The following is a 13,769-nucleotide window of genomic DNA, read 5'->3' as shown; positions in this document are numbered from 1 at the left end:
GGGCGCCGGCTATTTCTTCATTTCTTATTAGAAGCTTCTTACATCGGATAAGACTCGCTAATGGATACCTTTTTTCTTGAAACGTCCGCCCTTCACGTCATGAATGTTACCGATCGCCACAAAGGCATGCGGGTCCCAATCTTCCACGATAGACTTCAGCTTCGCTTCTTCCAGACGAGTAATGACCACAAAGATAATCTTCTTCTCATCTCCGCTGAATCCGCCTTCCCCATCCAGGAAAGTAACCCCACGACCGAGACGGTCAGTCAGGGCTGAACCGATATCCCGATATTTCTCACTGATGATCCATACCGATTTGGACTGATCCAGACCTTCGTTGACGATATCAATCATCTTCATGGCAATATAGTACGCGATCATTGAATACAGGGCGTTCGGCCAACCGAATACAAATCCTGCACCTGCGAAAATAAACACGTTAATAAACAGAACAATCTGTCCGACAGACAATGGTGACTTCTCACTCAGCAGGATGGCTACGATCTCCGTACCATCAAGCGATCCCCCAGACCGGATAACAAGGCCAACACCGACCCCCAGGATCAATCCGCCAAAAACAGCTCCAAGCAGCGGCTCACCCGGTGTCAATGCAGGAACATGGTGCAATAATGAAGTTCCGATGGACATGACCACAATGCCGAGCAATGTGGATAACGCGAACGTTTTACCAATTTGCTTATAACCCAGAATCAGGAACGGCAAGTTGAGCAAGGTCAGGAAAATCCCGAGCGGCAGCTGCGTAAGCTCTGACACCATAATCGAGATCCCCGTAATTCCACCATCAATGACGCCATTGGGCACGAGAAATATTTCAAGTGATACGGCCATCAGTGCGGCACCAACCAAAATCATTACAATACGTTGCAGGAGCTTCAGTGTAAATACCGAGCTTTTTACATTCCGATCCGGCTTCGATGTTATTTCTTTAACCGTTACATTGGACATGGTATCCCCCCCGTTTGATCAATATGTGAATCAATTTCATAAATCATTTAAATACCGGACGGGGAAACTACATATAGAAGAAAACGATCTCGGTCGACCCTATACGTACCCTGCTTATAAGCATCTAAAAGCAATATGAAATGGATTCAAATATGTCTTAATTCCGGTTTACACTTCGATAAGAGAGCAAAAGGGAGCCTGTTTCCCGCAGACTCCCCTCCTTCGCCAAGACATGATTTATATATTTATTATATCATAAAAGATCAAATTTGAGCAAAATAGTTAGCAAAAAGAAGATAAATTCAAAAAAAGTGAATTTATCTTCAGAAATCGAGCCTAAAACGGCTAAAGCAGCGGAGAAAGCATGCGAGAAAGTATTTCTGCCCCTTTTTGTACTCGTGAACGCGCCTGAAATGTCTTCAGGTCAATCTTGCTGGACACCTTCAAATCCCGCTCAAAATCACCGACCAAACGATCCATGGAGGAAGACTCAAACAGAACGGCTGTCAGTTCAAAGTTGCAGAAAAAACTGCGCATATCCATGTTTGCTGTCCCCACAGTTGCAAGCAATTCATCCACAATCATGACCTTGGCGTGAATGAACCCTTTCCGATATTGGTAAAATTCCACCCCTGCCCGAAGCAGTTCCTCCACGTACGAGAGGGAAGCCAGATGAACGAGACGGGAATCAGAATGGTATGGAATAATGATTTTTACATCCACCCCGCTGACGGCTGCGGTCTTCAGTGCTTCATAGAGGGCTGGATCCGGAATGAAATAGGGACTTGTAATATAAATCCGGTCACAGGCAACCGAGATGGCCCCAAAACACATTTCCTGAATGGCATCCCACTCCTGGTCGGGACCACTGGCCAAAATCTGAATTTTTTCGTTGCCGCTGCATATATGAGGCGGAAAGAGTTCCTTCAGCTGTGTTTCGGTAATCTGCTCGCCAGAAGCAAGCTTCCAGTCGTTAAGAAACGTGTTTTGCAGGAAATAAACGGCGTCACCTTCCAGCTGCATATGTGTATCCCGCCAGAACCCCATTTCGGGGTATTTTCCGAGGTAATCATCCCCGACATTGATGCCACCAACGAAGCCGACTTTTCCATCCACGACGATAATTTTCCGATGATTCCGGTAATTGACCCTGCGATCGATGGTGGCAATCAGTGGTGGCAGAAAGTAATGGAATTCCACCCCGGCGTCCTGGAGCTTTCGGATGAAACCCAAGCTCATTTTGTGGCTGCCAAGGCCGTCACAGATGAACCGGACTCGCACACCCTCACGTGCCTTTCGAATCATGACTTCCTGAAACTTGATACTGATTGCATCATCACGAAAAATGTAAAACTCCACATGCAGATGATGCTTGGCCTTCTCCATTTCCCTTAACATGGCCGGGAAGGCCTCTTTCCCGTTTGTTAACACCCTGCTTCGGTTGCAGCCCGTTATGGGGCTCTCCGATAGATGGGACAGCAGATTAAACAGCCGCTGCTGGTGCCTAAAGCGATCGTCAGGCATTTCGGCTGCTTCCTTCACAATATGAGCCTGCTCCCATATCGTTTCCTTAATCTCCCTAAAAATTCTGGATCCGGCTTTGCGTACCTTTTTCCGCTTGTTGAAATCCTGTGCCACGAAGTAATACACGATAAATCCAATGGGAGGCACACAAAACAAAATAAACAGCCAGGCCACCGCTTTGGACGGATTCCTGAACTCCAATATGATAATGGTGGCTGCCTGGAAAATAAAAATAAGTAAAATAATGACCAGCCAAAGCATCCGGCTTCCCCCTTGATAACAATCTCTCGCACTCTCGCTTCATCAGTTTTGACGATAAAGGATATAGCTAATCATAGATACCCAATGTTAGGTCCATTCGTAACGTTCGCATAGATAAAACTTTACATACACAAACTAGGCTCAGGAATTTCCGTCCTGCCCCTTCGGTGAAATGACTGTATATTCTGACTGTGTTTGCATCTACATAATCTTCATCAAGTCCGAGAAGCCGCGCCACTGCGCCGTTTTGGGTGAATATCCTTCCATAGTCTTCCTCTCCAGCTTCTCTGGAGGTGGTCTTCTGACCTTAAATTCGATATAATATTCGTTAAAAACTTATTACCTAAAGGAGAAGAGTAGTGAATGGACAGTGAGAGGTATGCGTTAAATTTAGTATTGGTTGCGATTTTGATAGGATTTTCAGCATTTTTCGTTGCAGTAGAATTTGCCTTGGTACGAATTCGTCCAAGCCGGATTGACCAAATGATTGCAGAAGGAAACAAGCGTGCTCTGGCTGTCAAACAGGCTGTTGCCAACCTGGATGGATATCTGTCCGCATGTCAGCTTGGGATTACCATTACATCCCTCGGACTTGGATGGCTTGGTGAACCGACGGTAGAGAAAATTCTCCATCCTGTGTTTGAAAGTTTAAGTATGCCTGAGGCGCTCTCATCATTCTTATCGTTTGTTATTGCGTTTGTTGCCATTACATACTTGCATGTTGTGGTTGGTGAACTTGCTCCCAAAACGATTGCAATCCGCAAAGCTGAAACGGTTGCGCTCCTGACATCTACACCTATCATCTGGTTTAACCGAATTATGTATCCTTTTATCTGGCTGTTGAACGGCTCGGCGAATCAACTGGTCAAATTGTTTGGAATCAAGCCTGCGTCCGAGCATGAAGAGGCGCACTCAGAAGAAGAACTGCAAATTATCATTAATGAAAGCTTCGAAAGCGGCAAAATTAATCAGGCCGAGTTCGGTTATGTAAGCCGGATCTTTGCTTTTGATGAGATGCTCGCCAAGGAAATTATGGTACCCCGGACCGATATGGTCTGCCTTTATGTCAATAAAACGAATGAAGAAAACCTGGAAATTATCCGGGAGGAGCAATATACCCGATTCCCGGTTGTGAATGAGAGCAAAGACGATATCATTGGTATTATCAATACCAAACAGTTCTTCCTGGAACTTTACGGAAACGATGAACCTGTTGATCTGTCTTCGCTGATTCAGCCCGTATCTGCTGTTCACGAAACGACTCCGGTGAAGGATCTGCTCAAGAAAATGCAGAAGGACGGCGTGCACATCGCTGTGCTGGTCGACGAATATGGCGGTACATCAGGGATTGTAACCATTGAGGATGTACTTGAACAGATTGTCGGCGAGATTCGTGACGAGTTCGATGCGGACGAAGTGGAAGATATCCAGATCATCAATGAGAACTATGTCATTATGGATGGCAAGGTATCCCTGTCGAAGGTCAACGACATGTTTATGTCTAATCTCGATGCCGATGAATGGGACACCATTGGTGGATGGCTCTACAGCCATCGCCCGGAAATGAACGAGCAGGATGAGTATGAATTTGAAAACCTGACGTTTGTGCTTCTGGAAAAAGACAAAAACCGTTTCTACAAGGTGGCTGTTGTACCTAAAGAACCACTTGTCATGTCTGAGTATACGGATGAAGACGAGAAAGAGGCCTAATTGGGCTAAATGAAGCAGCTCCATATATAATAAGAAGAAGAGCACTTACCTACATTGGTAAGTGCTCTTCTTCTTATTCCCGCTCAATGTGTCACTCTCCATGTTATCACTCCACTTTTAATACCCATTTCGCAATATCATCGATAATGGCTTTGGAGACATTAGATGGCTCAGCATACTCTTGACCAATCGAAAGTCCATCATAACTGGATAACAGGTGATTTACCTTCGGATAGCTATTGTACGTTACATTGGAATGACCTTGAAGAGCCGTTTTCCAGTTCTGGAATTGATCCATAGACACCTGAACATCATTTTCACCTTGTAGAATAAGCATGGGGATATTTTGTGTTTTAGCCAGTTCCGCAGGCACATAATCTCTCTGCTCAAACCACCAATAAGCAGGCTGAAGTGGAAATGCCTCAGGAAGATGATCTACGGAATAGTTAGGATCTTTAACGATTGCAGCAACATTTTTGTAAAAATCAACTTGTCTTTGAATGATCTCCGTGTCCAAACCACGCTGCTTCATCCGATCTAACAATTCGTCCTGCTGCTCGGTAAGCACATCCACAAAGCGACTGCTTGGTGCAGCAAGCAGGATACTTCCTGCAATATCATGTTGTTTATCCTCAGCAATGATTAACGGTACTGCAAACCCGCCTTGACTATGTCCAGCTACAAAAATCGCTGTAGAATCAATATGTGCATTCTTTTTAAGTAAGGCTACTGCATCGGTTACCTGATCCACACTTTCTTGTTTTAATGTGAATTTAGGCTGTGAAGCCACCTTATAGGTATGCTCATAGGTGACCTTATCGTATCTTAATACAGCAACTCCTTGTGAAGCTAAACCTACCGCAAGATCGCGAAATGGCTTTGCACCACCAATGGCAGCATCTTGATTGCTAGCCCCGGATCCGTGTACCAGAATGACAACCGGGAAAGGCCCCTCTCCCTTGGGCAAGGTTAAGGTCCCTGGTAAAGCTAAATCACCCTGACCAACTGTAATCTTTTGTTCTGTATACGCAGATGGATCGTCGTAACTTGGTTTTTGATAAACATCTGGAGTAGCAGGGGCAATATACAAGTCATCCACCAGTCCGTCATGATTCATTCTGACCGTAATATTTACATTAGTAAGCTCTGTCTTAAAAGTATATGTGACATTGCGATGCACTGAGTTGTTCTCTACTTGTTTAGCTATGGCTTTACTTGTAATTCTCCCATTTTGTCCTTCTAAAGCTCCCCATAGCTGACTCAACAACGTGGGTGACAGCACTCCACTCACCGAGGTATGAACATACTTGGCAGCCTCGTTGCCGTCACCCTCACTTAAAAGTGAAATGAACATATCCTCAGGTGCTGCCTTCAGTGCCTCGGTAAGAAATTCCCCATCCATAAAAGTAACTCCTTTCGTTAACTGAACAGGATGCTCTAAGGGAATGACTTGTCCATTCACGATCGCCTGTTTCTCCCCTACCTTAACTACAATGGTAAGCTCATTTTTTCGTATTGTAATTTGTCCTGTGTTTTGTTGCCAAGATACCTCTGCCCCATTCTTTGCTGCAATCTCACGAACAGGAACTAGATTTTCATGATCAACGGGTTTCTCAGCAGCTGCTGAGATGGATGTTACCGGCAGGATAAGGCATACGAAAGTAAGAGAACATAATAGCTTTTTCCAATTGTTCATCGTAATAACTCCTCCTAATCATTTTAATGATATGCATAGATCTATGAGCATTTATTGGCTCAGAACTCTGCTTATAACAACAATAGCAATGATAAGTAACAACAGGACCCAAGATAGCGGACGAGCAAAGTTAATGGTCCAGCCTATTCCATAACGTTTTTCTACGGTAAAAGATGGATCATTGGCATTGTAGTAAATAAAACCCAGCTTCCAATACTCATCATCATTCACGGGCTGCTCCTTAGAGCGTTCGCTATCCTCTTGATGATTTCGAATTTTCCCACCGCCTTGTCTGCCTGTGAGAGACAGCAATAATGCGCCTAACACGATCACCACAGGGACGATGAAGCTGATAGCCGTTAGCAAGACCAGATTGGGGACGAACATATTCATCTGAATGAATGCAAATAAAATAGTAAGAAGAAGCCCAGTTATTATCGTAAATAGGGACCATTTACGGCGGAATTGAATATTTTTAGCAGCAAATTGGGCAGGATTAGTCATGGTAAGCTGTTGTTTGCTTGTTTTAATACTCCAGTTAACCAGCATCAGGAGTGCAATTACTCCCAGCTGTACAAGATTAATAGCCAGTACCGAGAGGTAGGTTTTAGGCACACTGGAAGTGACATTGCCCTGAAGATCATATTTCATTGGAATGACGTTAGGTAGTGCATCATAATTCAGGATCGAAATGATCGCAACGGCTACAATAATAGCCAGATGAATTAGAAACCAATAGTTGGAATACGTGAGCTTATTTTGGCGGAAGGTGGTATCAATTTTAACCCGTTGAGGTGCTTCTTCAGTTGGAAGTGTTCCCTTTATCTTTTTCATCTTGAAATGAAAAAATAGATGTAGTGCTACCCAGTACACAATAAATATCATGGTGCAAACACCGGTGATTATTGCTGTAGACTCTTCATTGGCAGATCGGAGTAAATATAGACAGACAAGTATAAACATCGCGTTTCCGATCAGACTTACGGTAGCAAATGTTCTCCGTAGCTTACGTAAGATGGGTGTGTAGTAATTATATTCACTTACCGTAACCCCAAAGCTAATGGTTTCCCTTGTTAGATAAGGTGTAAAGGAGAGAAGTAAGGCTAATGGAGCAAAGATTAAGATGACCGATAAGATACTAAATAGTTGCATAAATAACACACTCCCTTATTCGTTTATTCCTTGTTGTGCCCCATCTTCACATCATCATAGATTTGATCTAATACCGCAGATAACTCCTCTTTGGTCATTCCTCGACATATCGCTTCGGCAATAATCGGTCTTAATTCTCTTTGCTGCTTTTTCAAAAAATCATCCGTTAGACCAGGCATTCCATCAGGGTTTACGACAACTCCCTTTTGTCTGTGAATTAGTATGTACCCATCTTGCTTGAGTAGTGTATAAGCCTTATTGACCGTATGAAGGTTAACACCAATATCTGCTGCCAAATTCCGAACTGATGGTAGCGCCTCACCTAGCTGCAGCTCACCACTAGCAATGCCTTCGATAATTTGATAAACCAGTTGAGAATAAATGGGAAGTTCGGACTGCATGTCAAGTTGAATAATCAAGAGTTCACCTTCTCTTTGTCGTCTGTTATATATCAAGTATAACAGATATAACATAGAGGGGCAATGCGTATGGAAATAAAGCCGCATATCAATGGCAAGGGCAGGCTTACCTAACCCTTCACCATTGATATGCGGCTTATCTTCATGAGCTTATCTTATGTGATTCAAGTACAAACATGAGTGGAGGCACATGACCATGTTGTATTTTACATTCCATTCAAAGTTCAGTCTTATCTTCAACAATCCGATAATGGATTTTACGAACTATAATTTTCAGGATCATATATAGCGGAATAACGATGATCATACCCAAAATATTCCACAGATCGGCACCCACGAGCAACAGAATAACCGTTGTCAGCGGATGAATATCCAGCTGCTTGCCATATACATAGGGAGATATCAGGTTATCCTGAATCTGCTGGGCAACGACGATAATAATCAGCGACCAGATAGCCATCGACGGAGATTCAATAAAAGCCACAATCACGACAGGTATCGCTGCCAATATGGCACCCACATAAGGAATAAAGTTCAATATGATGGATGCAGCCGTCAGCAATAGCGCATATGGCAAACCAAGGATAAGAAAACCAATGTACATCAGGATCCCGAGTGCAACATTGACAATAACTCGCCCAACAATAAAATTGCTCAACGCTTCATCAATTTCGTGAACGGTCTCTTCTCCGTCCTTCCGATAACGTCTCGGCAAAAGCAGGGTGAGATTAGTGCCAAACTTACTGCCTTCCTTAAGCATGTAATACAGCATAATTGGAAAGGTGGCCAAAATGATGACTAGATTGGATACCACCGAGAACAGGCCTGACAGATAATCACTCACCTGTGTAATTCCCTGTGTCAGGAATTCGGAAAATCTTGAAACCAGATCCGAGTCCTCCGGCAAGTATTTGGACAGGAATCCGCTTCTCTCCAGTTCGTTTAGCTGTGCACTAAGTGAGGCTATCAGAGCAGGCGTATTTTCAATAAAGTTCCACAGCTGCTCACGAAGTGACGGCCATATAAGCACGCTAAACCCGGCAATCAGCAGGGCAATCACAACATAAATAATTAGAACCGATAGGGCCCTTTTCAACCGATGTCGTTCCATAAAGTCAACAAGCGGCCGGAGTAAATAATAGAAAAAGCCCGCGATTAACAGCGGAATAATAATGATATGTATGAGTGATGTTAACGGGCGGAAAATAAAATTCACCTTATCTCCCAAATACACAATGAGCAGCAGCAAAATAATGGCTGTGCAAATTCGGTAGAACTTGTTATTTATCAAGAAATTGATCCCTCCATACACTGCTCTGCCAGCACTGGGCTATAATCTGGTGTACCTTCTTCAGTCACCTGATTATATGTACCCTTAAATGCAAGTATTGCCACATTGCATGTCAGTTAACGTGGAAGGGTCTTTTTCTTGCCGATGAAAAATGAGCAAAAAAAGAAGCAGGCGGTTAGCCTGCCACATCTCTTTTGCTGAATACAACCCACGAAACAACCATAAAAATCACATAGTACACGGCCAGTACGGCAACCGAGAAGCCAAGGGTCATTCCCGCATTCCCCCCGCCAAACAATCCGAGGTCCATTCCCGAATTCATATACCGACTGAGATCCATGTTATTAAATAGTACATATTTGGCCCAGTCATAGCGAGCTGGATTGAAGATCAAGGCAAAGATACTCTGGGTAAACATGATAAACAGTGACAAACCAATGGCCAGTGCTCCCGAACGAAACACGGAGGAGACCATAAAGGCTATGGCCAGCGTAATAAACAGATCAACGTACAGGTATGCCCATAACGTAAAGGCATACGATGCCGAGGTTACGCCGCCAGCTGCACTTCCATCATGGGAGAACAGAACATAGGACATTCCGGTTGCGAGCAAGAGAATCAGCACTGTACTGAGCAGACTGAATCCCAGAACCGTAATGTATTTTGAAGCCAAAATTTTGCTGCGTGACCACGGACGAATAAGCAGCAGTTTAATGGTGCCCCATGTGAATTCACCGGCTACCGCTTCAGCCGCAATGACCACACAGAAGATGGTATTCAGGAAGAATACAATCTGAACCGTCGTTATTGCCGCTTCCCAGAAGTAAACGTCACCACCTCCCATACCTTCTCTCAGCAGCACCGGAAGCAGCAGCGAAATTAAAGCCAAAAATGAAAGCATAATCCAGGTACGGGGACGCCGGAAGATTTTCATATTTTCATTCAACAACAGATTTCCAAAGTTAGGCAATACCTCCGCCCCCAGTCACTTGTAAAAATTGATCTTCGAGTGTATGTGTTACGTTGCGGATACCGTATACCTGTATTCCTTCGCTTACCAGTCTGGCATTGAAATCCGGAATCTGCTCACGCGACAGGCGCACCACAAGCATGTTGCCTTGAACAGTCGCATCCTGAATGAGTTCTGAAGCACGCCGTGTATCATTCACCTCAAAGGCCACTTCCGCGAGTGCATCCGCTCCAGCTTCTGCTTTGAGGTTTCTCACATCAATCAACTTACCATTTTGGATAATGGCAACCGTATCACACATGAGTTCCATCTCTGACAACAGGTGACTGGACACAAAGACCGTAATGCCTTCTTCACGGGTGAGCTGACGAAGATAATCCCGTAGCTCCCGAATCCCTTGCGGATCAAGGCCGTTGGTTGGCTCGTCCAGTACAAGCAGCTTCGGCTTATGTAATATGGCCTGGGCGACACCAAGACGCTGACGCATGCCCAGAGAATAGGTTTTCACCTTATCATGAATACGGGCGGTAAGCCCTACACGCTCAATGGTCTCCGCAATGCGTTCATTGGTAATTCCTGGCGACATGCGGGCAAAATGGACGAGGTTCTGATATCCGGTAAGAAATTTGTACATTTCCGGATTCTCTACAATGGCACCTACATGGGCCACTGCCTGCTCAAATTCATTTTTGATACTATGTCCCGAGATGATAATATCTCCCTTACTAATGGACATAAGTCCGACCATCATCCGGATCGTTGTTGTTTTCCCGGCACCATTAGGCCCTAAAAAACCAAAAACCTGCCCCGGAGAAATATCCAGAGTCAGGTCGCTGACCAACGATCGGGAAGATATGATTTTACTGACGCCCTGAAGTCGGACGACCGGCTCCTGCTGCATGCAATTCCCTCCCTCATCGACAGGCTAATAAATCATGCCCGCCTCTCATATGAACATAGTGTATCATAATCTTTGGTATAATGTCCCGTAAACTGGGTGTTCTCCTTACGCTTCATATGGATCTGACACGCTCCACAGCATCCAAGCGGCATCTCACTCCGGTAAAATCCGGTGCGAAATACGTGATTGCCTCCATAGCCCTCTTCCTTTAATTCGACAGAGCCTCTACCAACCGACACAATCATCCCACAACTGACACAGTAAAAGCGGCTCGTTTCGATCACAGAAATTCCTTCCCCTCAACAAGGAGCAATGTAGTCCCTGTTATTTGTCGTTAGAAGCTGAATTTTGATACATTTTGTATCTATCTCGTAATTTACTTGACCCCGGGACTATTGTCAAGCCCCTTCCGGCTTTAAAATAGGGTAAAACACAAAAAAAGCTCTATAAATGCGACAAAAGTCTCGCATTTATAGAGCTTAAAATAGGAACAATGATACAATATGATGCAAAGTATGGGTGTATATCAAACTACCTCCACACATTATGGGGATCACTCGCTGCTCTCACTTGAATGCTGTTCTTCGCCCTTGCCAGGGTAATACCAGAGCAGTGTCCACTCCTGTCCATCCTGCACGACATAACAGGTCTGTACAATGTCGAATTGCCCGAAGGTACTTCTGTACTTCATCGTTATTCCGACCTTGTACGCCTCGGGAAACGGCTTTACGCCATCCATCACCGTAACATCAAATTCCCGCTCCGGCTTTTCCATCTCAAACTCAAAGGTTTCCACGCCAAAATGCTGCATGAAGATATGAGCTCTGGACTGCAAATAAGCACTTTTCGAGAAACGCTCTTTCATTAATGGGTGAAACAGTTCCCATGAGCTGCCGAAATCGCCCGCCTGCTCATACTTGTAAAACTCTTCAACCACCGAAGCAGCGTCGTCCGGCGCATCGGCACGAAAGAGATATGGGATCGTTCTGCCTATTAACCATAGCAGCAGCAGCACAAGTGCGATGAATCCGATCTTTTTGAACAAGGCATTACGATTCCGTCTTCGCAGCATGTTTGTCCCTCCTGTCCTACTCCATTCTTATGATGAATAGCAGGAAAGTAGAAGCTGGAGGGACAAGAGCATTTCCTGGGAAATCCCAATCCGAAGATCAATTCTCTTTCTTTGATCTCCTTTTAAACAATTTCTTACCTAATGTATAAAATATAATCCCTAAACATCCTCCAACAAAATCGACTCCTACATCTCGTATAGAGGCAGTACGATTAGGGCTGAACTGTTGGATATACTCGTCAATACAAGCAATTAGAATCACAACACATAATGCGAACAAAACAGCTGTTATAGTGCTTTGTTTTCTATATTTCAATGTTCCATAAACCAGGGCGGCTAATACTGCATAGATAAACAAATGACCGCCTTTCCTGAAGACAAACTCTAGAAAATCAAATGGTTTCTGTTGTAGTGAATATTGCTTCTCACCATAATTAATTGTTACATTAGGTAGAGTAAACCCTATCCTTACCTGATCAGACAACTTATGAAGTAATGGTTGAATAGTTTGTTGTTGGTATGACTGAGCTGACATTGACCATATTAACAAAATCCATAAGGCGATGAATGCTATAGCACCTAGTAACAAAAGTGATCGGCGTATCCGCAATTTACTTTTCTTCTGAACATTTACAGAATTCCGCCGCATTTTTCAGCCTCCTCTTATATCAATATTATCAATATTTATGCAGACTTAATTTTCATGTTTCTATGGCAGTTTTGTTCTGAATTAAAGGCACGGACTCTTTGTTTTTGATCTCTTGAATCCCCCCAACTACATATTTACCAAAGGGAATTCGATTAAACAGATATGCTACGATAACAGATCCGATTAAACTACCTACGAATAAAATAGCTACATAAGAGATCATGCCCATTTTGGGTATTGGGGGAATAAAAGTCATAATAAGTTTATGCAGCAAATAGATACTGAAAGAGTAGCTACTTATATAATAGACCCAAGGTGGGACCTTATTTACTTTGTTGGAAACATAAAAAATCAGTCCAATGACACAGCAAGTGTATATGAGCATATCTGGTCGCTTGGACGTTGTTTTGCTAAAAATGAGATCATCAAGTAAAAAAACAAGCCCTAACGCTAATAAAGTTGAGCCGAATATCCAGAGTTGACGACGGTGTATCCATTGAACAATGTCATTGTAATTACGCCCAGCATAATAACCAACTGTGAAATAAAATATCCAGCCTAGACATGGAATCCAATAGCCACGTGCCCAAATGTAATCATGGAAAGGGATCACTGCTAGTGGCTGAGTAAGATTAAAGAATCCTAAGTACGCAATATTTATAACAAAGGAGATAACGAGTGCATTGGAAGGACGAATACGATTCAAAAATTTACTTAGAATCATATGAAGTATATAGAATTGAAATATGAGAAGGATGAACCAAGCTACAAAATCGCCCATTACAATATTTTTTACAGTTTCAACTATTAAAGAGCTCCAAGTAAAGCTGTCTTTTGCTTCGATAACCGCGTATGCCACCCCCATGAAACAATAAGGAATTAGAAGGTTTTTTACTCTTTTCATAAAGAAACCCGAGGGTACTCCATCCTTATAGGCTTTCGCTAATAAAAACTCCGAAATAAATACATATGTCGGCGTGGCAAACAGCAAAAACAGGTGGAGAGTCTGAAGTGAGACTAATGCTGATCCTGATTGTGTTGAATAATAGTCAATTGAAGTTTCAATTGCATGAATTAACACAATAGCCAAGCATGATATACTTCGGAGCCAAAATATCTCGTTAACCAGCTTTTTATCCATATGCCATCTCCATACTT

The 13,769-nt window shown here is 43.5% G+C and carries 13 protein-coding genes; 2 read left to right on the top strand and 11 right to left on the bottom strand.

Annotated elements, in window-relative coordinates; all coding sequences use genetic code 11:
• Positions 1 to 57 precede the first annotated feature (57 nt).
• Positions 58 to 966, bottom strand: a complete 909-nt coding sequence (locus CHI14_RS13830; RefSeq protein ID WP_095289011.1) for a YitT family protein — start codon at positions 964 to 966, stop codon at positions 58 to 60.
• Between the two features lie 345 nt (positions 967 to 1,311).
• Positions 1,312 to 2,751 (bottom strand): cardiolipin synthase, encoded by a 1,440-nt coding sequence (gene cls, locus CHI14_RS13825; RefSeq protein ID WP_095289010.1) that lies wholly within the window; start codon positions 2,749 to 2,751, stop codon positions 1,312 to 1,314.
• A 363-nt stretch (positions 2,752 to 3,114) separates the two neighbouring features.
• On the opposite strand from cls, the gene CHI14_RS13820 reads away from it, so the two are divergent.
• A complete protein-coding gene (locus CHI14_RS13820) occupies positions 3,115 to 4,461 on the top strand; it encodes a hemolysin family protein (RefSeq protein WP_095289009.1) in 1,347 nt (448 codons plus the stop codon).
• Positions 4,462 to 4,567: 106 nt separating this feature from the next.
• On the opposite strand, the gene CHI14_RS13815 is transcribed toward CHI14_RS13820, so the two are convergent.
• The 6 genes from CHI14_RS13815 to CHI14_RS13790 form a co-directional block, all read right to left on the bottom strand.
• A complete protein-coding gene (locus CHI14_RS13815) occupies positions 4,568 to 6,157 on the bottom strand; it encodes an alpha/beta hydrolase family protein (protein WP_095289008.1) in 1,590 nt (529 codons plus the stop codon).
• Positions 6,158 to 6,208: 51 nt separating this feature from the next.
• On the bottom strand, positions 6,209 to 6,991 hold the full coding sequence (locus CHI14_RS13810; RefSeq protein ID WP_170948128.1) for a DUF1648 domain-containing protein: 783 nt from the start codon (positions 6,989 to 6,991) through the stop codon (positions 6,209 to 6,211).
• A gap of 341 nt (positions 6,992 to 7,332) precedes the next feature.
• Positions 7,333 to 7,728 carry a GntR family transcriptional regulator gene (locus CHI14_RS13805; protein WP_095289006.1) on the bottom strand — a complete coding sequence of 132 codons (396 nt, stop codon included), beginning with the start codon at positions 7,726 to 7,728 and terminating at the stop codon, positions 7,333 to 7,335.
• A gap of 217 nt (positions 7,729 to 7,945) precedes the next feature.
• Entirely contained in the window at positions 7,946 to 9,019 is a 1,074-nt protein-coding gene (locus tag CHI14_RS13800) for an AI-2E family transporter (RefSeq protein ID WP_095289005.1), read from the bottom strand.
• A gap of 175 nt (positions 9,020 to 9,194) precedes the next feature.
• A complete protein-coding gene (locus CHI14_RS13795; protein WP_095289004.1) occupies positions 9,195 to 9,989 on the bottom strand; it encodes an ABC transporter permease in 795 nt (264 codons plus the stop codon).
• A complete protein-coding gene (locus tag CHI14_RS13790) occupies positions 9,982 to 10,890 on the bottom strand; it encodes an ABC transporter ATP-binding protein (RefSeq protein WP_095289003.1) in 909 nt (302 codons plus the stop codon). Before CHI14_RS13790 ends, CHI14_RS13795 begins: the two co-directional genes overlap by 8 nt.
• Before the next feature lie 80 nt (positions 10,891 to 10,970).
• On the opposite strand from CHI14_RS13790, the gene CHI14_RS30655 reads away from it, so the two are divergent.
• Entirely contained in the window at positions 10,971 to 11,102 is a 132-nt protein-coding gene (locus CHI14_RS30655) for a hypothetical protein (protein WP_255248006.1), read from the top strand.
• A gap of 341 nt (positions 11,103 to 11,443) precedes the next feature.
• Here the strand turns inward: CHI14_RS30655 and CHI14_RS13785 are convergent, their stop codons facing one another.
• From CHI14_RS13785 to CHI14_RS13775, 3 genes are all read right to left on the bottom strand, one after another.
• On the bottom strand, positions 11,444 to 11,962 hold the full coding sequence (locus tag CHI14_RS13785; RefSeq protein ID WP_095289002.1) for a hypothetical protein: 519 nt from the start codon (positions 11,960 to 11,962) through the stop codon (positions 11,444 to 11,446).
• Between the two features lie 97 nt (positions 11,963 to 12,059).
• On the bottom strand, positions 12,060 to 12,611 hold the full coding sequence (locus CHI14_RS13780) for a VanZ family protein (RefSeq protein ID WP_095289001.1): 552 nt from the start codon (positions 12,609 to 12,611) through the stop codon (positions 12,060 to 12,062).
• Between the two features lie 52 nt (positions 12,612 to 12,663).
• Positions 12,664 to 13,752: an acyltransferase family protein gene (locus CHI14_RS13775; RefSeq protein WP_095289000.1), complete on the bottom strand. Its 1,089-nt coding sequence runs from the start codon at positions 13,750 to 13,752 to the stop codon at positions 12,664 to 12,666.
• Positions 13,753 to 13,769 lie beyond the last annotated feature (17 nt).

The organism is Paenibacillus sp. 7516, from assembly GCF_002272715.1.
GTDB classification, from domain to species: Bacteria; Bacillota; Bacilli; order Paenibacillales; family Paenibacillaceae; genus Paenibacillus; species Paenibacillus illinoisensis_A.
This window is presented reverse-complemented; position numbering and strand designations above follow the sequence as displayed.

Excerpts from the sequence above, each read along its gene's own strand:
- CHI14_RS13830 (WP_095289011.1), bottom strand. The coding sequence starts at position 966 with ATGTCCAATGTAACGGTTAAAGAAATAACATCGAAGCCGGATCGGAAT.
- cls (WP_095289010.1), bottom strand. The coding sequence starts at position 2,751 with ATGCTTTGGCTGGTCATTATTTTACTTATTTTTATTTTCCAGGCAGCC.
- CHI14_RS13820 (WP_095289009.1), top strand. The coding sequence starts at position 3,115 with ATGGACAGTGAGAGGTATGCGTTAAATTTAGTATTGGTTGCGATTTTG.
- CHI14_RS13815 (WP_095289008.1), bottom strand. The coding sequence starts at position 6,157 with ATGAACAATTGGAAAAAGCTATTATGTTCTCTTACTTTCGTATGCCTT.
- CHI14_RS13810 (WP_170948128.1), bottom strand. The coding sequence starts at position 6,991 with ATGAAAAAGATAAAGGGAACACTTCCAACTGAAGAAGCACCTCAACGG.
- CHI14_RS13790 (WP_095289003.1), bottom strand. The coding sequence starts at position 10,890 with ATGCAGCAGGAGCCGGTCGTCCGACTTCAGGGCGTCAGTAAAATCATA.
- CHI14_RS30655 (WP_255248006.1), top strand. The coding sequence starts at position 10,971 with ATGTCCCGTAAACTGGGTGTTCTCCTTACGCTTCATATGGATCTGACA.
- CHI14_RS13785 (WP_095289002.1), bottom strand. The coding sequence starts at position 11,962 with ATGCTGCGAAGACGGAATCGTAATGCCTTGTTCAAAAAGATCGGATTC.
- CHI14_RS13780 (WP_095289001.1), bottom strand. The coding sequence starts at position 12,611 with ATGCGGCGGAATTCTGTAAATGTTCAGAAGAAAAGTAAATTGCGGATA.
- CHI14_RS13775 (WP_095289000.1), bottom strand. The coding sequence starts at position 13,752 with ATGGATAAAAAGCTGGTTAACGAGATATTTTGGCTCCGAAGTATATCA.